This window comes from Corynebacterium sp. HMSC074H12, from assembly GCF_001813755.1.
GTDB classification, from domain to species: domain Bacteria; phylum Actinomycetota; class Actinomycetes; order Mycobacteriales; family Mycobacteriaceae; genus Corynebacterium; species Corynebacterium hiratae.
Genome location: NZ_KV813929.1, coordinates 511 through 21,178, shown reverse-complemented (window position 1 = coordinate 21,178; position 20,668 = coordinate 511). Strand labels below are relative to the sequence as shown.

Genomic DNA, 20,668 nt, shown 5'->3' with positions numbered 1-20,668 from the left:
TCCTTCGACGTTAAACAATGGACAATACAAACATGCAATATACAGCACGTATTGATACGCGTCAATATAACGTAGGGTGCAAGGATAACCCCTATACTGATCGCATGGCTTCCTCTTCCACGCCCGAAACCAGCGCGCCCAGCACTGAGTGTTGCTCCTTAAGCACAGGCCCGCTCAGCGACGCCGAGGCGAGGCATTTTTCGCAGCAATTCAAAGTGCTGGCAGACCCTGCCCGCCTGCGTCTTTTGTCCATCCTGTGTGATGAAGGCTGTGGGCCCATGAGCGTCACGGAACTCACCGAGCTCACTGCGCTGAGTCAGCCCACGGTCTCGCACCACCTAGCGCGCCTGCGGGAAGCCGGCTTGCTATCCAGACAGCAATGCGGCCGCACCGTCACCCATCAGGTGCACAAAGACGCTTTTGCGGCCTTGCGCACGCTGCTGTCGTTCGACTAACCGGTACCTGATCGGATCTGCGCTCGAGCACACAGGACGGGTTCGGGTTAAGGGTCAGAAATGACAAAAGCCCGAGCGCTATGCTCGGGCTTCGTTACGCGCTCAGCGCGGTAAACATAGTTAGAGGTTCGGGAACCAGATGGAGATCTCGCGCTCAGCGGACTCCGGGGAGTCGGAACCGTGGACGACGTTCTCGCCAACGGTCAGAGCGAAGTCACCGCGAATGGTACCCGGGGTAGCCTTCTCCACCGGGTGGGTGCCACCGGCCAGCTGACGCCATGCGGCGATGGCGGACTCGCCCTCGACGATGCCAGCAACCAGCGGTGCGGAGGTGATGAAGTCAACGAGCTCGCCGAAGAAAGGCTTGTCCTCGTGCTCGGCGTAGTGCTTCTTTGCGGTCTCCTCGTCGGCGACGCGCAGATCCATGGCGACGAGCTTCAGGCCCTTGCGCTCGATGCGGGAGATAATCTCGCCCACGTGGCCGTTCTTGACGCCGTCCGGCTTGATGAGAATCAGTGTACGTTCAGTCATAGGGCACATAGTACAGAATGGGTGCTCCCGCGTCCTGCCAGTGGGCCAATTATTAAGCGCTACGTAAGACGTTGCACGATTTCCTCCGCGCGCTCATGGCTCGTGCCACGAAACCACAGCTGCACTTGGCGCACGGCCGTGCCGTATTGACCGCTCTCCAGCAGGCCTTTCAGATCCTCGCGCTGCCACTCCTCCAGATCCGCAAACTCCACCGGCTTCTCATCGCGCTGCTGCTTGAGCATGCCCACGACGAGGAACACAAAGGCCGGGAGCATCAGCGCAAGCGGGAGCGCAAAGCCCCCAACATACAGCTTGGCCACGAGTGCGGCGATGCACAGCAGCGCGGAAAGACCATAGAGGAGAAAGAGCATGCCCGTTAGTGTAGCGCGTCCAGCGTCGACTGCAGCCAGGCGCGAGAACTCATGAGCAGGCGCTTTGCCACCGCGGTATGGGGAGCCCACAGCTCGAAGGCATGCACGCCGCCGTCTACGACCTCGCATTGCGTGGGCACGCCGGCAGACTTCAGACGCTCGGCGTAGTCCACAATTTCGTCGTAGAAAAGCTCACTGCTCCCCGCATACAACCAAGCCGGTGGCAGACCTGCTAACTCCGCGCGGCGACCGGGCACGGCATAGGGTGCGTCTGGGTTGCCGTTGGTGTAGTAGCGCCAAGCCTGCGCATTGGAGTCCGCGTCCCAGATGGGATTGCGGTCGGTGGAGGCAGCGCGGTCATCGAGCATCGGGCAAAAGAGCCACTGCCCCGCCGGCTGAATTCCGCCTTCATCTAGGAGGCGCTGGCACAGTGCGGCGGCGAGCCCTCCCCCGGCGCTTTGGCCGCCGATGACAATCCGATCTGGGCTGATTCCCAGATCTTCCGCATGCGTGAGGAGCCAGTGGTGGGCCGAGTGGACGTCGTCAAGCGCGGCCGGATAGGGGTTCTCCGGGGCATAGCGGTAGTGCGGCGCAATGACGGTGACACCGACTTCCGCGGCGGTCTCCTTGAGGTGTTTAACGTCTTGGCGCGGATGGCCCATGAGCAGCCCTCCGCCGTGGATCCACAGCACAGCGCCGCGCGGGTTCTCCGGGCTATAGATGGTCGCGCGGATATCGGAATTCTTCACCTGCTGCGTGCGCACGCCCTGGATATAGGGTGCGGGCCACAGCGCGGGAACTACACGCCCGGCGCGGCGGATCAGCGGATTGGTTGGATCCCACAGTGAGATGAACGCCGCGCCCGCGCGCAGCTCCGGGCGAATATACACCGCTGCGGCCTACTTCTCAGTCAGGTGCTGCGTGGTGAGGTAACCGCGTTCCATGCGGGCGACGATCACCGAGCGCATATAGGCCGCGAGTGCCCAGAGCAGGGCGAAAATGATAAAGATCGTGGCGACGGACCAGTGGACCATGAAGCCGAGAACAATGCCGATGACGTGGAGGACAATCTGCACGCCGACGATCCAGGGCTTGTTCATGAAGGGGAAAGACGCCAGGAGTAGCACCATGAAGCCGATAACCACGCCGTAGTTGAACGGGGTCCACAGGGTGCCGTCGTAGAGCTTGTAGAGCATCGGCAGCGCCAGAACCAGGGTGAGCAGCTCCAGGGTTAGGGAGCTGGCCACCACCATGCCGCCGAATTGCTTGAGGGGGTCCTTGGCGGGGGCTTGGCCAAGTCCAAGCGGACCGATCTCATCCTCGGGAACGGGTTTGCGGGGGCTCATGCGGGCTCCTTTCCAAAGAGTGCGCGGGCGTCACCAGCGGTGACCACCGAGCCAGTAATCACGATGCCGGATCCGGACTGCACATCGGCGTCCTCCGCCAATTCAACGGCCTGAGTATAGGCACTGGGCAGGTCGGGCTCGACGCACACCCGTTCTTCACCGAAGATATCGCGAGCCAGCTCCGCTAGCTCATAGGCATCGCGGGCGCGCGGCGAGGTGTTCTGTGTGATCACGACTTCCGTGAGGACCGACTCGAGGGCAGTGAGGATGCCGGCGGCATCCTTGTCCGTGAAAATGGACACCACGCCGATGAGGCGCGCAAAATCGAAGTCGCGGTCGAGCGCTGCGGCCAACGCCTTGGCGCCGTGCGGGTTGTGGCAGGCGTCAAGGAAGGTCGTAGGGCTGGTGCGCACGCGCTCCAAGCGGCCGGGGGAAATGGCCTTGGCAAAGCCGGTGCGCACCGAAGCAAGGTCGAGCGGATGGCCTGCCGACGCCCCGAAGAAGGCCTCCACCGCAGCCAAAGCCACGGCCGCGTTCTTGGCTTGGTGCTCGCCGTGCAGTGGCAGGAAGATGTCTTCGTACATCCCACCCAGGCCCTGGATGGTGAGCTGCTGGCCGCCCACTGCAATGCGGGATTCCAGCGCGGCGAACTCGGAGCCCGCGCGCGCTACGCCGGCGCCGACGTCGACGGTGCGCTGCAGCAGCACGCGCATGGCTTCTGGGTCTTGCTCGGCAATGATGGCGATGTTCTCCCCCGGCGTGAGCACGTCGTCGGCATCGTGCTCACGGGCCTTGATAATGCCGGCCTTCTCACCGGCGATCTCGGTGATGGTGTCACCGAGGTAGTCCGTGTGGTCGAGGCCTACCGGCATGACCACGGCCACTTCCGCGTTAACCACGTTGGTGGCATCCCACGTGCCGCCGAGGCCCACCTCGACGACGGCGACGTCGATGGGGGCATCGGCAAAGGCTGCGTAGGAAATGGCAACAAGCACTTCGAAGGTGGACATGGGAATGTCGGAGCGGGAATCCACCATCTCCACATAAGGCTTGATTTCGCGCCAGATGCGCACGAAGTCGCGCGGGTGGATGGGGTGTCCGTCGATGCCGATGCGCTCGGTCACCAGCTGTAGGTGGGGGCTGGTGACGAGGCCTACGCGGCGGTGGAAGGAGCGCAGCAGCGAATCGATCATGCGCGCCGTCGAGGACTTGCCGTTGGTTCCAGCGACCTGGATGACGTGGAAGGAACGCTCCGGATTGCCCAACAGATCCATGAGCATCTCGATGCGCTCGAGGCTGGGCTCAATGATGGTCTCTGGGGCGCGCGCGTTGAGCTCCGCGGTTACCTGAGCCAGCTCCGCGAGCTCCTCCGGCGTGGCCTGCTCGGGCGCTGCCTCCTCGTAGTCATCCTCGCCGCCGAGGTTGAGTGTTAGGCCGGAGTCGGTGATTTCGACCGGCCCGCCATCGGTGCCCTCCGCGAGGGCATCGACGACCTCAAATTCCTCGCGGTCTTTCTCCCCCGCCACTACTTGAGTCCCTTCAGACGTGCGGTGATGCGCTCGACTTCTTCCTGGGCCACCTGCTGGCGAACGCGGATCTTCTCCACGACTGCCTCCGGCGCCTTGGACAGGAAGGCCTCGTTGCCCAGCTTCTTGCCGGTCTGGTCCAGTTCCTTCTGGGCCTTGGCCAGATCCTTCTCCAGGCGCTTGCGCTCGGCTTCGACGTCGACGGCACCGGAGGTATCCAGAGCGACCTCGACGGTGGCCTGGGACAGGCGCACCTCGATGGAAGCGGACGCGGTGAAGTCCTCGCCAGGTTCCGTGGTATTGGCCAAGTTGCGGATGAGCCCCTCCTGCTCCTGCAGGTCGGCCGCGGCGAAGTCGAGGCGGCCCGGGACCTTCTGGGAAGGCTTGACACCCTGATCGGAGCGGAAGCGACGCAGCTCGGTGATGAGCTTGTCGGCGTCCTGAATGCGGCGCGCGGCCACCTCATCCTTCTCCGCGCCACCGTTGGTGTGCTCCTGGGTAGGCCACTGCGCGGTGACAATGGTCTCCCCGCCAGTCAGAGCCTTCCACAGGACCTCGGTGACGAAAGGCATGGTCGGGTGCAGCAAACGCAGAACCAGGTCAAGAACGCGGCCCAGAACGATCTGGGTGGTGTGTCCGGTGGCCTGCTCCTCGGCGCTCGCCGCATCGAGGTCACGCGGGATCTGGGTCTTGGCAATCTCCAGGTACCAGTCACACAGCTCATCCCATACGAAGTGGTAGAGCAGCTCATTGGCCTTGGCGAACTGGTAGTCATCCAGGTAAGCGTCGACCTTAGCGCGGACCTCTTCGGAGCGGTCGAGGATCCAGCGGTCGGCGTCGGTCAGCGCGTCGCGTGCCGGCAGCTCCGCCACACCCGCGCCGTTCATGAGCGCGAACTTGGTGGCGTTGAAGAGCTTGGTGGCGAAGTTACGTCCGGCGGCGGCAGCGTCGACAGCCAGCGGCAGGTCCACGCCCGGGTTCGCGCCGCGAGCCAGGGTGAAGCGCAGGGCATCCGCGCCATAGTCGCGCACCCAATCCATCGGGTCGATGCCATTGCCCAGGGACTTCGACATCTTGCGACCCTGCTCATCGCGCACCAGGCCGTGCAGGTAGATGTCGGTGAACGGAACCTGCGGGCGGCCATCCTTGCCTTCGCCGAGCAGCTCCGGGGTGTGGGCGCCGGCGAAGGTGCCGAACATCATCATGCGTGCGACCCAGAAGAAGAGGATGTCATAGGCGGTGACCAGCACGTTCGTGGGGAAGAACTTCTCCAGATCTGCGGTCTTATCCGGCCAGCCCATCGTGGAGAAAGGCCACAGCGCGGAGGAGAACCAGGTGTCCAGCACGTCCGGGTCCTGGACATAGCCTTCTGGGGCTTCCTCATCGGGGCCGAGGCAGATGATGTCTCGCTGGCCGTCCTCGCCCTCCGGGCCATACCAGATCGGGATGCGGTGTCCCCACCACAGCTGGCGGGAGATGCACCAATCGTGCATGTCATCGACCCACTCGAAGTAGCGCGGCTCCAGGGACTTCGGGTGGATGGTGGTATCGCCCTCGCGGACGGCGTCGCCGGACATCTTCGCCATCTTTTCCACCGCCACGAACCACTGCAGGCTCAGGCGCGGCTCAATCGGCTCGCCGGAGCGCTCCGAGTGGCCCACGGAGTGGACGTAGGGGCGGATCTCCTTGACAATGCGGCCCTGTTCGCGCAGCGCCTCACGGATCTCCACGCGGGCTTCCTCGCGGGTCAGGCCGTCAAACTTCGTGCCGGTATTCGCGATGTGTCCGGTGGTGTCCATGATTGTGGGCATGTCCAGGTCGTGGCGCAGGCCCATGGCGTAGTCATTCGGGTCGTGCGCCGGGGTGATCTTCACGGCACCGGTACCGAATTCCATGTCCACGTAATCATCGGCGATGATCTTCAGGCTCAAATCATCGCGGAAGGGGTGCGGCAGCTCTTTACCCACCAGGTGGGCATAGCGCTCGTCGTCCGGGTGGACGGCGATGGCGACGTCACCCAGCATCGTCTCCACACGGGTGGTGGCCACGATGAGGTGCGGTTCATCGTCGTTCAGCGAGCCATAGCGAATGGACACGAGCTCGCCCTCGACGTCCTTGTACACGACCTCGATATCGGACACTGCGGTCTCCAGCACCGGAGACCAGTTAACCAGGCGGTTGGCCTGGTAGATCATGCCCTCGTCGTAGAGGGTCTTGAAGATGGTCTGGACGGCGCGGGAGAGGCCATCATCCAGGGTGAAGCGCTCGCGGGACCAGTCCACCGAGTCACCGATGGCGCGCATCTGGTTCTGGATGGTGCCGCCGAACTCTTCCTTCCACTCCCAGACCTTATTGATGAATTCTTCGCGCTCATAGTCCCAGCGCTTCTTTCCCTCCTGCTCACGCAGGCGGGCCTCCACCTTGGTCTGGGTAGCGATACCGGCGTGGTCAGCACCCGGCAGCCACAGGGTGGCATAGCCCTGCATGCGCTTGCGGCGAATGATGGAATCGATCAGAGTGTGGTCCAGGGCGTGGCCCATGTGCAGCTGGCCGGTGACGTTCGGCGGCGGCAGGACAATCGAGTAGGGCTCCGCCTCGGAGGAGGCGTCCGGGGTGAAGTAACCGGCGCTTACCCAGCCTTCGTAGAGGTCCTTCTCTACTGCCTGCGGCTCCCAGGACTTGGGAAGCTGGTCCGCGCGGTTGGTGCCAACGAGTTGCTCTTTATTCTGATCAGTCACCTGGCCAACTCTACCCTGTGCGTCAACTGGCACCAGCGCCCTGTCTAGAGTAAGGGCATGTCTCACAACCCTGGCCACCGCGCCCGCCTCCGCACCCGTTACTTCGCCCAAGCCAAAGAAAACTCTCAGGCCTTTGCGTGCCTGACGAGTTATGACTGCATGACCGCCGAGATCTTCGATGAAGCCGGGGTGGATCTCCTGCTCGTGGGCGATTCCCTGGCCAATGTAGTCCTGGGCCGCGAAACCACGCTGTCTCTCACCCTCGATGAAATGATTCCGCTCGCCCGCGCCGTGGTCTCAGCCACCTCCCGCGCCTTCGTGGTGGTGGACCTTCCCTTTGGCTCCTATGAGGACGGCCCCTCCCAGGCGCTCGAAACCGCGGTACGCGTCATGAAGGAAACCGGTGCGCAGGCCGTGAAGCTAGAGGGCGGCGCCGAGCGCGCGCCCATCGTCGCCGCGCTTGTCGACGCCGGCATCCCCGTCTGCGCCCACATCGGCTTCACGCCCCAACAGGTTCACGCCTTGGGCGGCTTCGTAGTCCAAGGCCGCGGTGCCGGCGCGGAGAAGCTTCACGAGGACGCCCGCGCCCTCGCCGAGGCCGGCGCCTTCGCCGTGGTGCTGGAGATGGTCCCAGCAGCCCTTGCTGAGCAGGTGACCAAGGAGCTGCCCATCCCCACCATCGGCATCGGCGCCGGCGCTCAGACCGACGGCCAGATTCTGGTGTGGACCGATGCCTTCGGCCTAGGCGGACCCAAGGCGCCGCGTTTTGTGCGCCGCTACGCGGATCTGCGCGGCGCGCTGCTGGAGGGCGCGAAGGATTACGTGTCCGATGTGAACGAACGCTCCTTCCCCAACGCCGAGGAGTCCTTCGAGGACTAGAGTTTTAAGCCATGCAGATCCTGAAAACTAAATCTGAACTCCGCGCCTTCCGCGCAGCCGCATCGGGCACCGTGGGCTTGGTGCCCACGATGGGCGCGCTTCACGACGGCCACGCTTCACTCGTGCGCCGCGCCCGCGAGGAGAATGACACCGTGGTGTGCTCGGTCTTTGTCAATCCCCTCCAGTTCACAGACCTGGGCGATTGCGAAGACTACCGCGCCTACCCGCGCACTCTCGACGCAGATACCGCGCTGCTGAACTCGTTGGGAGTCGATGCGGTCTTCGCTCCCAGCGTGGAGGAGATGTACCCGGGTGGTACCCCGCGGGTGTGGGTGCGCACGGGTGAGATGGGCTCGGTCTTGGAAGGTGCTTCGCGCCCCGGTCACTTTGACGGCGTGGCCACCGTGGTGAGCAAGCTGTTTAGCCTAGTTAACCCGGACCGCGCCTACTTTGGGCAGAAGGATGCCCAGCAGGTGGCCATTATCCAGCGCCTGGTGGCGGACCTCGATGTGCCGCTGGACATCATCAGCGTGCCCATCGTGCGCGCAACGGACGGCGTGGCCGAGTCCAGCCGCAACACTCGCCTGAGCCCTGTTGAACGAGAGCAAGCCGTGGCGCTGTCCCAGGCGCTCTTTGCCCTGCGGGATGGTGCATCCCTCGACGAGGCGAGCGCGCAGCTTGCCTCCTCCCCCGGCGTGACGGTGGACTACCTCACCGTGGTGGATCCAGGCACGCTCCAGCCCGTTGATGCGCAACACCGGCCCGCCCTTGCGCTCGTTGCAGCGCAGGTGGGGCCGGTGCGGCTCATCGATAACTTAGTGCTTGAGTCTTAGTCCTTGAGCAGATGGGCTACAGCCTCGCGCTCCTCACGCAGCTCCTGAACGGAGGCCTCGATGCGTCCCTTCTGGAAATCGTTGAGCTCGAGGCCCTGCACGATTTCCCACTTGCCGTCGCGGGCAACGGTGGGGAAACCTGCGACGAGGCCCTCGTCCACGCCATAGGAGCCATCGGAGACAACAGCTGCGGTGCGCCAATCCTCAGTGCCGTGGATCCAATCGTGCATGTGATCCACCGCGGCAGAGGCTGCGGAAGCTGCCGAGGACTTACCGCGCACAGCGATAATCTCGGCACCGCGCTTAGCCACCTTCGGAATCATCTCTTCCTTGTACCAGGTCTCATCAACCTCGGCGTTGGAGAAGGTCAGGTCTGGGAACTGGGATGCAGAGTGGTTGCCCCAGACGGCAACCTTGGTCAGCTCCGCGGTGGGCATGCCCGTCTTGAGGGAGACTTGGCTCTGGGTGCGGTTGTGGTCCAAGCGCATGAGCGCGGTGAACTGGCTGGGGTCCAGGTCCGGTGCGCTGTTGGCCGCGATATAAGCGTTAGTGTTGGCCGGGTTACCCACGACGAGGACGCGGACATCGCGCGCGGCGACGTCATTCAGCGCCTTGCCCTGCACGGTAAAGATAGCACCGTTGGCCTCCAGCAGGTCAGCGCGCTCCATGCCCTTGCTGCGCGGGCGGGAGCCCACGAGGAAAGCGGCCTTGGTGTCCTTGAAGGCCACGTTCGGATCATCGGTGACGGTAATGCCGCGCAGCAGCGGGAAGGCGGAGTCATTGAGCTCCATGGCCACGCCCTCAGCGGCACCCACGGCGTCCGGGATTTCCAGCAAAGCCAGCTCCACCGGGGTGTCCTTGCCATAGACATCGCCCGCAGCGATGCGCCACAGCAGGGAGTAAGCGATATTTCCGGCGGCGCCGGTCACGGTGATCTTGACGGGTTGGGAAGCAGTCATGTGTGAATCCTTTCGGCTCGGTACTCACCCTCCCAGCCTAGTCCCGTTTTTCGCCCCCATGGGGTGTGATTTCACCCCCGAAAGATGCGAGTTCTTTGTACTTGAGCTCCATGACCATCTTTTTTCGGCATAGTGGACAACTGTACGCATATTCATCGACTAGACGGGACTTTCCATGAGCACTGAGACTGCATCGGTCGACTCCGGCTCTGTTGAGCGCGTGATCGATGTTGCGATTGCGGAGTTTGCTGAGCACGGCTATGCCGAGACCAAGCTCGAATCCGTGTCGAAGCTGTCTGGGATGTCCAAGCGCATGATCCACTACTACTTCGGGGACAAGAAGGGCCTCTACCAGCAGGCATTGGCAGCCGCAGCGCGGCGCCTCAACCCGCCGGAGGGCAGCCTCGAGATCAATTCTGCTGTCCCGGTCGAGGGCGTGCGTACCTTGGTGGATTGGTTGTTCCGCCAGCATGTGGATAACCCCGAGGCCATTCGGATGCTGACGATGGAATCCTCCCACAGTGTGTTGGAGTCCTCGCAGGCACTTGTCGACGTTTCCGAGATCTCCCTCCACCTAGACAAGCTCCTCATGCTGGGCCAAGATTCCGGCGCGTTCCGCCCAGGCATTTCCGCCAACGACATCTTCACGCTGATTTCGGCGCTGACAATGTACCGCGTGACCAATCATGCGATGATGAGCAATCTGCTCGACATCGACATGCATACCCACAACAACACCGAGGGCCTACACCGTATGGCCGTCGATGCCGTGCTGGCCTTCCTCACGGCGAACATCCCCGACATTGGCTTTGAGTCTTACCTCACCCAGAACGAAACTGAGCTTGATGCCGAGTCTGCGCCCTTGGATGTCTACTCCACTGAGGACGACGGCGACGTGCCCACGGGTCTCTACGAATAGCTCATCACCCCCATATGGCGCCAGCGGCCCATAGTCCCCGCCCTACCCGCTCAGCATGCACGCAAAGACCCATCCCGGCGCCGTTTTGGTGTGGAGATGGGTCCTGGCCCCCGGAAAGTAGACACGTCGGGGGTCAGACTGTCAGATGCGAGTTTTTGGTACCGGTGTTCTGGGGACTCGGTACTGCCGTGTTCCGAGTAGTTGGTACCGGGCCGAGGGGAGCGTCGACCCGGACGGGCTACAATTTCAGGGTGGAATCACAGCTAGTCGCCTACATCGATGAGTCCTCCGCCCTTAGACCCCCAGACCGGCAGGAGTACATGGTGTGTGCAGCCATCATCGACACTCAAGACTTGGAAAAAATACGCGAGGAGCTGCGTCCACTACGACTTCCTGGCCAGGTCAAACTTCACTGGACCGACGAACGTAATAGCCGACGCCGAAAAATCGTGGACACCCTTTCTGAGATCGACTCCATGCAAGCGATCATCACCCACCAGAGTGAAGTGAGCAAGAAGACGGAGAGGCACCGCAGGAAATGCTTGGAGCAGATGTACTTCGAGCTCTCCGAGATGCACGTCCACAACGTCACTTTGGAAAGCCGGCAAGAAGCACAAAACAGGCGAGACGTCGCCCATATAGTTGCCCTGCAGGGCAGGGACAAAGTGCTGGCATCCGACTGCGACACGTACGCGGTGGCGATGATCCCCTGCTCTGGATTCCAGATGCCGTTCTGGGAGCACTGAACTCCGTCCATCTAGGGGAAGAGCAGTACTGGGAGAAGCTGCACGAGAAAGTGGTCCTCAAACGTCCCACCCCGGATTCCCTCTAGAGGCAGGCGAAGACCCTGGGTCCAGTCGTCCGGCTGGGGTCCCAGGGTCTTCTTCCGATCCTGTCGTAACAGGTGGCAATAACTCTAGGGTAGCACCATTTGGCATCATTTGGCACCGATAGACCCCGTCCGTTTCCTTAGCTGAATCGGGGGCCTCATCCTGGTTTCCTGACCAAATCCACATCGACCAAGCCGAACGCAGCGGGCTAAATATCACTCTGCTCAATACCCCTAGACGTTGACACCGACATGCCCCGCCGAGATACAGCAGGTCATAGGACAAAGACCTCTTACTCCGGCCATCACTGAATCGATCATCAAACCACCCCGGCGGGAGCTGACGGAAAATCTCTGAAGTCAACCCTCATCAGAGATGACTTTCTTTGCTCGGGATACTTCCCGTCGTGAACATCCCAATGCGTGTGTGAACTGCGCGTAGCTAGCACCATCAAGGCACATCGCGATGATCTGCTTGAAGTTGGCCACAAGGACCGGCTCCTTCCAAGTAGAAGTTGACGCAACACCAGCGGATTGTGGTGTCGCCAACATCAACTATGAAAGAAAACCCCCCTTGCAGTACCGGGTACGTGGAACACCGGTACCAACTACGCGGACTCGCGGTACCAACTACCCCAAATCGACAGTCAGACCCGTGACCCGCTGAACTCGTCGTGGCCAACCTCACCTCACTACGCACTCTGAAACCGGAAGAGCCGCTTAATGGCCACCAGTGTGTGTTAACCTTGACGAGCTCACTGAAAAGATTGTGGGCTTCGTCGACGCAATCAAACACGTCCGTGCCGTTTCGCAGCCAGCAGTCAAGCCGCCGGGATCTCTTTGAAGAACACGAACAGCATCTGCTTACGGATCTGCCGACAACCCCGTGGCAACACACCGAATGGAAACGGGCAAAAGTGGCCCCGGATTTCCACATCACGGTTGCAACAGTGGGCTACTCCGTTCCGCGCCAGCTTGTTGGCCGCACTGTCGATGTGCGTATCACCGGCCAGCTGTTGACCCTCTTTGACCGGGCAACCGTGTCAACCCACCGGGTTTCGCATAAGCGTGGGGCCTATGTCACTGGCTACGAGCACATTCCATCTGGAATGGACTCCAATCGTGGACTGTGGACAAGCGACTACTTATATCGCGAAGTCAGCAAAGTTGGTCCGGTAACACGCAAAGTCATCGGAAGAAGTGAGTGTCTGATGCAGCGGCTGAATGAAGAAGTGGTTGCATTCTCTAGCCACTTGCAGACGACCAGCCGAAGAGAAACATGCTTCACTTAGTTCCTCGAACGGTGGTCAGCGATGTACTTGTGGTGAAGGTACTTCCAAAGGGAGTAGAAGAGCCCGAACAGGATGAAAGATAAATAGAGTGCCCCGGCTAATAATAGCGAGACCATCATTGACAGCCCGGCGATTGCAAATTTTATCGACGAACCAAGAACTATCACATGAATGATCGAGCTGACCAGTGCGAATATAGCTGCAATCCCAAGGCTGACACACATAAAAAGAAATGGTAAACCTGCGAATCTGACAAGATAGATCACCGAGACAGGAAACCCAATTTTATTAAGTCGGTCAGTTGTAATCGTGACCTGATCTACAGCCATTAGAAATGATGTGACCGACAATATTCCTACAAAGAACAGGGGCAAACCAAGCATTACAAGAAAATCCCAATTCTGGATTCCCCCACCCACTTGATTTAATGCGTCAGCCTCTGTGTGTGAAACTGAAAGGACAATAGCTGGAATGCCCAGCACGTAGGACAACGGCAAGACGATAGACTTCGTCATATTATGAAGCTCTGCAGAGAATGCGCCCAGTACAGCTATCCCGGGAGTGACACCAGCCAATCGGGTAGTACCTTTCTCTATCGCTCTGACGATGTGCAGAATAAAGCGACTACATAGCCAAAACAAGGCAGATACCATAGCTAGAATGACAAAAAGTCCTGCTTGAGCACCAGCCTGGACCGCTATTACAAGAAAGACGACGGGCAGTACAGCGGCCAAGTCTCCCCACCGCAGCCTATTGAGCCCGTCAATTGAAACACGTACAGGCTTCGCTCCCGATGCCTGAGTCTTCTGCTTCAAAGCGTAACCAATGAACGTGATAATGCCGACAATGAAAACGCTAACAGTGATTATGAGCGTAGCCATCAAAATTGAATTCAGCGATATCGGCTCAAAAAACTGACCAGGGTACAACAAATCGTCAGAGTCCCGACGGGAAATCAGCATCACTAACCGCTGAAAGAGTACAGCTACAGGATAAGAAAGTAAGATAGCCAAGACTTCGATGAATAGGAGCTGTGCGATGAGCATGACAAGGTACCGTCGAGCCGGCCATCCCACAATTTGTAGACAACCGATGAAATAGTCAAGTTTGGTAAACGCTCTATTCACTATCTGCGGAATGCAGAAAATCGAGGCAATCGTCCAAGAGATAGCAACATTTGTCGCTACATTCACCGTGACAGCCTCACCCACTGCTGTACCTTCAGTCGCGGCTCGGGTATTAAGAACAGCTGCAAGTACGCCGATTGAAAAACCGATAGCTACCGCAGCTGCAACGTTGGGACCTAACGACGCTCGAAAATACGATTTTGTAACTTTAAGCGAGATTGCTTGATCGCGATTGGGATTATCCATTGATTGTCCCGCCGTCCAAACGAACAATACGATCACATAGCTTTGCAATGACCGGATCATGGGTAACGATTAGACCGTGTCCCCCCTGTGAACCGCACCAGTTTTTGATTTCACCAAAAGCCCGATGTGCGTTCTTTTCGTCCAAGCTCCCTGTCGGCTCATCGGCGAATAACAACTTTGGGCCACTAGCCAAGGCCCGCGCGATTGCTGCCCGCTGTGCTTGTCCACCTGAGACTTCTTCAGGCAGAGAGTTCCTTTCTGTTCCAATAGCCAAGCTGTCTAAAACTGTTTTGGGGGAGATCCCCTTCGGCTTACCCGACAAGGCCCAAGACAACTCCGCGTTCTCAAGCAGGTTTAATCCCGGAATCAATAGGTGGTCTTGGAAAACTATTGATACAGAATCCCTTAGATGTTTGCGCACCTTTCGTTTTGGCAGGCCCGATATCTGGATTCCATCAAGCACGCTCTTACCTTCGGATAACCGCCCAATACCAGCGAGTCCATTAAGCAGAGTGGTCTTGCCTGACCCAGACGGCCCCATGAGGGCTACCACTTCGCCATTCGCAATCGAGAAGTTCACATTCCGGAATAGCCAATCCTTCCTGTTCTGCACCGTGAATTGAAATCCAGCGTCAATAACCTCAAACATCTACCGGTCCTTCACTGTAGGAAGAAAATTTATCAAGAATGCCATGCCAATGATTCTCTTTAACCGATCAACATCCCATGGCGTATTGGCATGTCCCCCGGAAACATGTAGTTGGATAAGGTCTTCGCGCAGATTCAAGCCGAAGCGGAGCTGGTCCCTGTTACTAATACGTGAATCGTACATAGATGAAAATGACAAGATTGGTAGGTCTTTTTGAGCGACTTCGAAGCCTTTTCTGAGCAAACGTCGGGAAGAGAATGGCAACCTTTGTAAAATATGTTGATTATCAAGGTCTGACAAATATGAGGAACCCTTTGCTGAGATGCATCGATCAAATATCAGGCCCGAATAGGCGGTTCGCTCCTTAGCGATCGACAGAGTAAGGGGCACCGAACCAGCAGAGACGGTGCTAGCAACCACCCGACCTTTGGTCGCAAAATGTTTTGAAATGCAGCTCAAATCATCGGCATAGTCTGCGAGACAGTCTCGTGGCTGAGGCAAAAGCAGCTCCCGAACCCTAAGTAGATTCGAGCCTTCAAACGTAGTTGTGGCGTCTGCAACTCGTTGGCCATAAACCCCATACGAGTGCACTAAGTACGTGTCACAATCATTGTTGACAGAATCTGCTGTGGAAATCTCAACATCACAGATGCTAGATGAGTGTGCTAAATCAAAGACTGGCCAAGAAAGTGATGACCTCCAATACTGTTGGATGTCGCACGATAGCCGTTGAAGAAAGTCGGAGGACACCTCATCTGTAGCCCTGATAGATTGTTGCAATAGCGATTGAGCATCAGTCGCGGAGAAATTTTCTGAAATGTAATGAATTGAAGCTCCAGATTCCAATACTTCCGGTGGGAGTTTTCTAAATGGCCAGGTTTCAGAAATTACGCGATACTCTGCGTTTGCATCCGGAGAGCAAAATTCCCACTCAAGTTCGCCATGCACAAACCTGCACCGCAAAGACTCAATATGTCCCGACCTCCAAACTTTTATAAAGATTTCAGGCTTGTTACGATCCACTAGGAGTACTGGCTCCGCTACAGGGAGAGTCTCGGCTCGAGTTGGAGCATCTGCAAACAACACACGCAAGTACCATCTTTCGTGGCCAGTTGGATCATAGATGCACAGAAGGACTCTGAACTCAACGAGCTCAATTATGTTCGTGACTGCACAAAATGAATCTAGGACTGCAATATCAGGCGAGCCCGAAGTATGAGTGGCTGCATGAAAGCTTCCTGTCTTTTGATCATAATTCAAAATCATCGAGCGCCTCCATTGAAACAATCCTGAGAAGTCCAGGCAAAAGTATGAACCCTCCTGCACCTTCTGATACATCAAAAACATAGCGAAGGGAAGAATCGTCTAAGAAAAGGTCTCCCGCGCTATCCATCGGTAGTAATCTGCGCACCCGCCTGTAGAGGGCAGGTACTGAATATGGACGATCCAGGTAGCTGCTAATTCCAGCGGTTCCCACTATGAGCCCCATCATCCCGTTCGCGAGGCCACTACAAATGCTGAATTCAGTGTCCACAGCGTTCAGCAGACGTTCTGCCTCTGGGCGCAGCCAATCGCCGCCTAGAGTCTTCTTTATCATTGGCAAGAGTAGACCGAATCCGGCGCTCCCTGTGCTGAGGTACGGAAGTAGGCGGTTACCCTGGACGGCGAATAGAGCTCCTTCACTATTGGAGTCGTAGTTCGTCAATTCCTGTTCAACTAAGTAGGTAATGGCTTCTTTTGCTAGTGCAACATCGGATTCATGCATTTCTTCCAACCAGAGAGACAAAATCCATGCCAATCCCAGAGGCCCATACAGCAGGCCTGTACGCTGGTCGTTCGGCCGGTTAGAGTTCTCATGCAAGGGCTTTTCGAAGTGTAAACTCCGTGCTTGCTTTGCAATACGAAGAATCCACTTACGTACTACTCCTTGGTATGCACAAACTTGGCTCGAGAATCGTGCAATCAACAGGAGCTGCAGTACTTCGGATCGTGAGATGCTTGCAGCTGGGGCCTCGATGGACTGGTACTGCTCTTCCAGTCGGTCTATGATGTCAGGAAGCCCAACACCGTAGGATGATTGACTGTGCTGCAAAAAATTAGGTACGACTCGAGCTAAATCCCAGTCGGCTTGTAGAGCTGTCTTGAGATACGCAAATTCCAGGCAATACCCTGCGCCATTTTCAAGGCGATCAGGTGAGACTGAGATGCTGCCAGTTTCGCGGATGCAAAGCTCGGCATCATGACTGATCTTCTGCCTCATTGTTCTTGCTGTAATCGTAGGTTTTTTTGAGTCCGAGAAGGAAGGGTCTAGTAGGGGGTTTCTCAGACGACCATCAACAGCGGCGAGCTTCCTTAGCTGTTTCAACAGCGTGGATACTCTGTGATCATTCAGCATACTTTCATAGGGGTCATCCCATCTGCGATCCCAGCCGGCCTCGTTGAATTGATTTACTCGTGTATTCCCGAAGGTCAGTTCCTGAATAATTTGTCTAAAGGCGAACCAGTCGGATTCTTCCGCATCGTTTACGTTGAAATTGGCGTAGCCTTGTGCTTTAGAGCTTCCGGGAACGTCGTCCGAAGAATTTGTAGCCTCCTCAAAGTCTACGAAATACACTTCTTCGCCATCAGTTAGAACATTACGACCGTGGAGGTCGCGATGGTATACCTCACTGTAATGTAACAGCTTTATGCGCTTTTCCAGCCGAGTTGCAACTTTCAGCACTTCGCGAAGATAAGGAACCCAATCGTCGCCATTTCTCGCATATAGTGGAAATTTCGCTTTCTTAAACTGATGAAGATCTAGGCATTCTAAATCTTCTGTTATTAGCGCGACATCAGTGGCTAACTCGGTTAAAGCAAGAACTCTTGGAGTCGCACCAGAGCTTATAAGTCTGCTTAGTTGTGTGTGCTCGTTCTTGACTCGAAAGGCTCCGTCGTTCAAGTCTTGATCAAAACCTGCAAATTTCCGGCCAAGCTTCAAGAACGCTTTCTTTCCATCAAAAGTGCAGCGGTATATTCCGCCGGCGTTCGACTGCTTTACGAGAGTGACATTTGAAACATCGAGAGTCCTCCCGCTTTGCAGACGGGCAACAGCCTCATGCACGATCTTTAAGTCTGTCTCGGGACTTTGCACTGGGTCCAAGACCTCGCGGCGGTCAGGAACGAGGTCTCCATCGTCATTCAATAAGCAGTACTCTCCGTCGGCATTGACCATTGGGACGAAAGCTCCATACCTGAAGTGGATGCAGGGAACGGGACCGGGCAGGTCGGTTAGAATTTCAGGCCCGTCAAATGGTTTAAGCCTAGAGGCAAGGGCGATTACTACTTTTTCAAAGGATGCTTTGTCGGGGTAAATAGTTATCAGCTTCCCTGCCGATGTGCGATTAGCATTTTTACTGTTTGCAAGAAAGTATGAGTCCCGTGTATTGACTATCTTGAAGTGCAACCGATACTCATCAATAACCGCTAATGTTTGAGTTACGACTTCATCAAGGTCGGTCGGACTTGATGAGATATGTATCTTCCAGCCTTGAGGGGAAATATCGGAACCGATTAGCCGATAGCTGGTCCAATATTCGCCCCGTCGGAGTACATAACCATCGAGCTCTCCCGTCAAGAAATCCTCTGTGGTGTCCTCCAGAGTTGGGAGTGCGTAAAATCTTCGCGAGCGAAGGAGAGCTCCTTCGAAGTTAAACATTTTCCTCAAGCTCCAATACGTTAGCCGGCAGCATAAATTCAACGAAGTCGGAGTTGTGCGTGGACAGTATTACCCTCGCACCATTGTTGACGTGGTTGCGTAGTAGCTTTGCGAGATCTCGTTGATCGTCCGTGCCAAGAGAAGAAGTTGGTTCATCCAGGATTAGCGTTTCTTTGTTAGATGAGAGCGCAGCAGCAATAGCCACTCTTTGTCTCTCACCTCCGGACATGCGGGCGATAGTGGTCGTCAACGTGCAATCGGGCATTCGCAGACAACTCAAGTTGTTCATGAATCGCTCGGAGTCTGGTCCACTTCCATATAGCTGTAAGGTATCTTCAAGAGTATGTGGAAGTAGCTTCGGTTCTTGACTTACAAAGGCAGTGTCGGTGGGCCCGACCGTGGCTGCAACGTCGTGCAGGAGCGTAGTCTTACCGATGCCGCTAGGACCCAAAATTATGGTGATGCCAGTTGAATCCAGCAGCTTTTGCTGGTTTCTATCCAGGACTTTTAAGACTCGTTCCGGCAGGGCCTTTCGAGGATTCTCAATATCATTTAGAGTGGAAATTTCACGCCACGCAGTGTGTGCCTTTGCCCGTTGGCTGGCCAAAGATAAAGCCCGAAGCAGTGGTGCCATTAATATGAACATGTACATTAGAAACTCGATGAGTTCCGAAGGATCCATGGCTCCTACCCGCACTCGCCATGACGCTACGCCCAAAGTTGTGACGGCCAGGATGGGTACTATAGAACCATTAAATGGTGCAAACTGAGCTTGTATAGTGGCTGACCGGTAGGTTGCTTGCTGTAAACTATCAAAACTGTTTGTTACGATTTTTTTTAGGTGTTCAAGACGCCCATTCAGTGTTGCTACCTTGGCGACCGAGAAGTATGTCAATAGGGTGTCGCTTAGTTCATCTCGAGAGCGGAGGTTTGCCTGTTCCGCCCGAGCCATGCGTTTTAGAAATGGCACACTCAATGCTGAAAGGGAAACTCCCATCGCTAGCACTAAGAGCGTCAATATTGTATCAATACGCAAAAGGGCTATGAAGGCGAAAATGAACATTCCCGCCCCAGGAAGTATCTTGCTTAGCAGTCCTACGATGTAGTGTGCAACTGTATCAGTATCGCCAACGACAACTTGTAGTCCTCTCCCGTGGTTCAGCTCAAACTGGTTTGCGTCGACCGTTGAGATTAGGTCTTTTTGAAGAGATCCTCTTATTTTGGCAATCAAGCGCCCTTCTTGTCGAATCAATAGCGCATTGAAAGTGGTTGCAAGAACTACTACCAGTAATAGGGCTAGTGCTTGCTCTTCGAGACTCTCCCCAACGTTGTTAGAGCCGTCAATTAGCTTCGCTAGTAGGGCGGGCTGTACTATAGAGAATCCTGCGAAGGCGCTTGAAAACGCAAGACACCAAATAATCTGGCTCGTAACTCCCCAACGGCGAAAGCGTCTGGCGATTTCCATAATCATGAGCTACCCACTAAAGTAGACTGGCGGGAGAGGCCCCCTCCCGCCAGTATAATCGGATACATTGCTTTACTAGGCGCTAGTTTCCACAGTAAGACCAAGTGATGGTGCTGACGTCGTTGTCGCCGCAGTGATTCTGGCTGAAGGTGCTCTCCTTCCGTTCCTCACTCTTCATTGCAAGGTCGGTTTCGTCGACCATGGCCTGCAGTGTACGGATGTTCATGTCGCCTCCTTTCCTGAGCTAGGTTGTATCGGTCAGACTATTTATGCCAAGACTGCCGGTCAATGAATGAGGATCAGTGTTTACAAAGAATTAACCGGGAATTAATCGTGGGCATTTGAGACTTATTCCGCTTTGCAGGCAGGCATCGCAAGAAGTTGCGACTCGACCGCCACTTGACTTCGTATCGAACGGTTCCCGGACTGCGACGACCGGAGGTCACAGACTTGAAAGGGTGACGTGTCCTCCGGTTTTCGTCGTGTGGGTAGTTGATGGGAGCTGTCCTCTGGTTGGGGACTTGTAGACGGTAATCTTTCGATCACTACCTGGCTTTGTGCTGACAGAGCCCCACTTGGGGTTGGAGTGGTCTAGGAATTCGGTCCAGTTCATTTGAGCCCAAGTAAACAGGCTGAGCATCGCACGTGGACTAGCAGTCTACTTCTGTGATCCACACTCGCCGTGGCAACGTCCTACCAACGAAAACACCAACGGGCTAGTCAGAGACTTCCTGCCCAAAGGAGGCGACGTTAGTACCAATCCTGTAGAAACGTGCTGTCGATGGGCAAACACGGCAACAAACCAA

The 20,668-nt window shown here is 56.9% G+C and carries 19 protein-coding genes and 1 pseudogene; 7 read left to right on the top strand and 13 right to left on the bottom strand.

The window, feature by feature from the left end; all coding sequences use genetic code 11:
- Positions 1 to 104: 104 nt before the first annotated feature.
- Positions 105 to 455 carry an ArsR/SmtB family transcription factor gene (locus tag HMPREF2932_RS08900; RefSeq protein ID WP_046648980.1) on the top strand — a complete coding sequence of 117 codons (351 nt, stop codon included), beginning with the start codon at positions 105 to 107 and terminating at the stop codon, positions 453 to 455.
- 120 nt (positions 456 to 575) lie between these two features.
- Here the strand turns inward: HMPREF2932_RS08900 and ndk are convergent, their stop codons facing one another.
- Genes ndk through HMPREF2932_RS08870 form a run of 6 tightly spaced genes read right to left on the bottom strand, consistent with a single transcriptional unit; the run spans position 576 to position 6,967 of the window.
- Positions 576 to 986 (bottom strand): nucleoside-diphosphate kinase, encoded by a 411-nt coding sequence (gene ndk / locus HMPREF2932_RS08895; protein WP_039676402.1) that lies wholly within the window; start codon positions 984 to 986, stop codon positions 576 to 578.
- 59 nt (positions 987 to 1,045) lie between these two features.
- Positions 1,046 to 1,357 (bottom strand): hypothetical protein, encoded by a 312-nt coding sequence (locus HMPREF2932_RS08890; protein ID WP_046648979.1) that lies wholly within the window; start codon positions 1,355 to 1,357, stop codon positions 1,046 to 1,048.
- A gap of 5 nt (positions 1,358 to 1,362) precedes the next feature.
- On the bottom strand, positions 1,363 to 2,247 hold the full coding sequence (locus HMPREF2932_RS08885; protein WP_070509952.1) for an alpha/beta hydrolase: 885 nt from the start codon (positions 2,245 to 2,247) through the stop codon (positions 1,363 to 1,365).
- Between the two features lie 9 nt (positions 2,248 to 2,256).
- Positions 2,257 to 2,703: a DUF4233 domain-containing protein gene (locus tag HMPREF2932_RS08880; protein WP_046648977.1), complete on the bottom strand. Its 447-nt coding sequence runs from the start codon at positions 2,701 to 2,703 to the stop codon at positions 2,257 to 2,259.
- Positions 2,700 to 4,229, bottom strand: coding sequence for a bifunctional tetrahydrofolate synthase/dihydrofolate synthase (locus tag HMPREF2932_RS08875; protein ID WP_071410008.1), 1,530 nt, complete (start codon positions 4,227 to 4,229; stop codon positions 2,700 to 2,702). Before HMPREF2932_RS08875 ends, HMPREF2932_RS08880 begins: the two co-directional genes overlap by 4 nt.
- Positions 4,229 to 6,967: a valine--tRNA ligase gene (locus tag HMPREF2932_RS08870; RefSeq protein ID WP_071410007.1), complete on the bottom strand. Its 2,739-nt coding sequence runs from the start codon at positions 6,965 to 6,967 to the stop codon at positions 4,229 to 4,231. Before HMPREF2932_RS08870 ends, HMPREF2932_RS08875 begins: the two co-directional genes overlap by 1 nt.
- A gap of 57 nt (positions 6,968 to 7,024) precedes the next feature.
- Between HMPREF2932_RS08870 and panB the strand changes: the two genes are divergently transcribed.
- On the top strand, positions 7,025 to 7,846 hold the full coding sequence (gene panB / locus HMPREF2932_RS08865) for a 3-methyl-2-oxobutanoate hydroxymethyltransferase (RefSeq protein ID WP_071410006.1): 822 nt from the start codon (positions 7,025 to 7,027) through the stop codon (positions 7,844 to 7,846).
- Between the two features lie 11 nt (positions 7,847 to 7,857).
- Complete coding sequence (gene panC, locus HMPREF2932_RS08860; protein WP_071410005.1) at positions 7,858 to 8,679, top strand: pantoate--beta-alanine ligase; 822 nt, start codon at positions 7,858 to 7,860, stop codon at positions 8,677 to 8,679.
- Here the strand turns inward: panC and HMPREF2932_RS08855 are convergent.
- The gene (locus HMPREF2932_RS08855) at positions 8,676 to 9,638 is read right to left on the bottom strand and encodes a malate dehydrogenase (protein ID WP_071410004.1); all 963 of its coding nucleotides are present in this window, start codon (positions 9,636 to 9,638) and stop codon (positions 8,676 to 8,678) included. The two genes, panC and HMPREF2932_RS08855, sit on opposite strands and share 4 nt — an antisense overlap.
- 175 nt (positions 9,639 to 9,813) lie before the next feature.
- On the opposite strand from HMPREF2932_RS08855, the gene HMPREF2932_RS08850 reads away from it, so the two are divergent.
- From HMPREF2932_RS08850 to HMPREF2932_RS13195, 3 genes are all read left to right on the top strand, one after another.
- Positions 9,814 to 10,557, top strand: coding sequence for a TetR/AcrR family transcriptional regulator (locus tag HMPREF2932_RS08850; protein WP_071410003.1), 744 nt, complete (start codon positions 9,814 to 9,816; stop codon positions 10,555 to 10,557).
- 251 nt (positions 10,558 to 10,808) lie between these two features.
- Positions 10,809 to 11,303, top strand: coding sequence for a hypothetical protein (locus HMPREF2932_RS08845; protein ID WP_246818649.1), 495 nt, complete (start codon positions 10,809 to 10,811; stop codon positions 11,301 to 11,303).
- An 883-nt stretch (positions 11,304 to 12,186) separates the two neighbouring features.
- Positions 12,187 to 12,678: a Mu transposase domain-containing protein gene (locus HMPREF2932_RS13195; protein WP_246818648.1), complete on the top strand. Its 492-nt coding sequence runs from the start codon at positions 12,187 to 12,189 to the stop codon at positions 12,676 to 12,678.
- Here the strand turns inward: HMPREF2932_RS13195 and HMPREF2932_RS08840 are convergent.
- The 6 genes from HMPREF2932_RS08840 to HMPREF2932_RS13595 all read right to left on the bottom strand — a co-directional run bounded on the left by HMPREF2932_RS08840 (position 12,675) and on the right by HMPREF2932_RS13595 (position 20,088).
- Positions 12,675 to 14,051 carry a hypothetical protein gene (locus HMPREF2932_RS08840; RefSeq protein WP_141756298.1) on the bottom strand — a complete coding sequence of 459 codons (1,377 nt, stop codon included), beginning with the start codon at positions 14,049 to 14,051 and terminating at the stop codon, positions 12,675 to 12,677. The genes HMPREF2932_RS13195 and HMPREF2932_RS08840 overlap by 4 nt on opposite strands.
- Positions 14,044 to 14,700: an ABC transporter ATP-binding protein gene (locus tag HMPREF2932_RS08835; RefSeq protein WP_049157198.1), complete on the bottom strand. Its 657-nt coding sequence runs from the start codon at positions 14,698 to 14,700 to the stop codon at positions 14,044 to 14,046. The genes HMPREF2932_RS08840 and HMPREF2932_RS08835 overlap by 8 nt, the downstream gene beginning before the upstream one ends.
- Entirely contained in the window at positions 14,701 to 15,966 is a 1,266-nt protein-coding gene (locus HMPREF2932_RS13430) for a hypothetical protein (protein ID WP_141745876.1), read from the bottom strand.
- Positions 15,950 to 18,397 carry a class III lanthionine synthetase LanKC N-terminal domain-containing protein gene (locus HMPREF2932_RS08830; RefSeq protein ID WP_049157199.1) on the bottom strand — a complete coding sequence of 816 codons (2,448 nt, stop codon included), beginning with the start codon at positions 18,395 to 18,397 and terminating at the stop codon, positions 15,950 to 15,952. Before HMPREF2932_RS08830 ends, HMPREF2932_RS13430 begins: the two co-directional genes overlap by 17 nt.
- Positions 18,390 to 19,868 carry an ABC transporter ATP-binding protein gene (locus tag HMPREF2932_RS08825; RefSeq protein ID WP_071410002.1) on the bottom strand — a complete coding sequence of 493 codons (1,479 nt, stop codon included), beginning with the start codon at positions 19,866 to 19,868 and terminating at the stop codon, positions 18,390 to 18,392. Before HMPREF2932_RS08825 ends, HMPREF2932_RS08830 begins: the two co-directional genes overlap by 8 nt.
- A 76-nt stretch (positions 19,869 to 19,944) precedes the next feature.
- A complete protein-coding gene (locus HMPREF2932_RS13595) occupies positions 19,945 to 20,088 on the bottom strand; it encodes a hypothetical protein (RefSeq protein WP_158010520.1) in 144 nt (47 codons plus the stop codon).
- Positions 20,089 to 20,509: 421 nt separating this feature from the next.
- On the opposite strand from HMPREF2932_RS13595, the pseudogene HMPREF2932_RS13710 reads away from it, so the two are divergent.
- Positions 20,510 to 20,668 (top strand): annotated as a pseudogene (locus tag HMPREF2932_RS13710) (IS30 family transposase); the annotation flags it as partial.

Bases quoted from the DNA above. Each gene is read 5' to 3' on its own strand.
- HMPREF2932_RS08890 (WP_046648979.1), bottom strand. From the start codon at position 1,357: ATGCTCTTTCTCCTCTATGGTCTTTCCGCGCTGCTGTGCATCGCCGCA.
- HMPREF2932_RS08835 (WP_049157198.1), bottom strand. From the start codon at position 14,700: ATGTTTGAGGTTATTGACGCTGGATTTCAATTCACGGTGCAGAACAGG.
- HMPREF2932_RS08825 (WP_071410002.1), bottom strand. From the start codon at position 19,868: ATGATTATGGAAATCGCCAGACGCTTTCGCCGTTGGGGAGTTACGAGC.
- HMPREF2932_RS08855 (WP_071410004.1), bottom strand. From the start codon at position 9,638: ATGACTGCTTCCCAACCCGTCAAGATCACCGTGACCGGCGCCGCCGGA.
- HMPREF2932_RS13430 (WP_141745876.1), bottom strand. From the start codon at position 15,966: ATGATTTTGAATTATGATCAAAAGACAGGAAGCTTTCATGCAGCCACT.
- panB (WP_071410006.1), top strand. From the start codon at position 7,025: ATGTCTCACAACCCTGGCCACCGCGCCCGCCTCCGCACCCGTTACTTC.
- ndk (WP_039676402.1), bottom strand. From the start codon at position 986: ATGACTGAACGTACACTGATTCTCATCAAGCCGGACGGCGTCAAGAAC.
- HMPREF2932_RS08830 (WP_049157199.1), bottom strand. From the start codon at position 18,397: ATGTTTAACTTCGAAGGAGCTCTCCTTCGCTCGCGAAGATTTTACGCA.
- HMPREF2932_RS08840 (WP_141756298.1), bottom strand. From the start codon at position 14,051: ATGGATAATCCCAATCGCGATCAAGCAATCTCGCTTAAAGTTACAAAA.
- HMPREF2932_RS08880 (WP_046648977.1), bottom strand. From the start codon at position 2,703: ATGAGCCCCCGCAAACCCGTTCCCGAGGATGAGATCGGTCCGCTTGGA.
- HMPREF2932_RS08900 (WP_046648980.1), top strand. From the start codon at position 105: ATGGCTTCCTCTTCCACGCCCGAAACCAGCGCGCCCAGCACTGAGTGT.
- HMPREF2932_RS13595 (WP_158010520.1), bottom strand. From the start codon at position 20,088: ATGAACATCCGTACACTGCAGGCCATGGTCGACGAAACCGACCTTGCA.
- panC (WP_071410005.1), top strand. From the start codon at position 7,858: ATGCAGATCCTGAAAACTAAATCTGAACTCCGCGCCTTCCGCGCAGCC.
- HMPREF2932_RS08850 (WP_071410003.1), top strand. From the start codon at position 9,814: ATGAGCACTGAGACTGCATCGGTCGACTCCGGCTCTGTTGAGCGCGTG.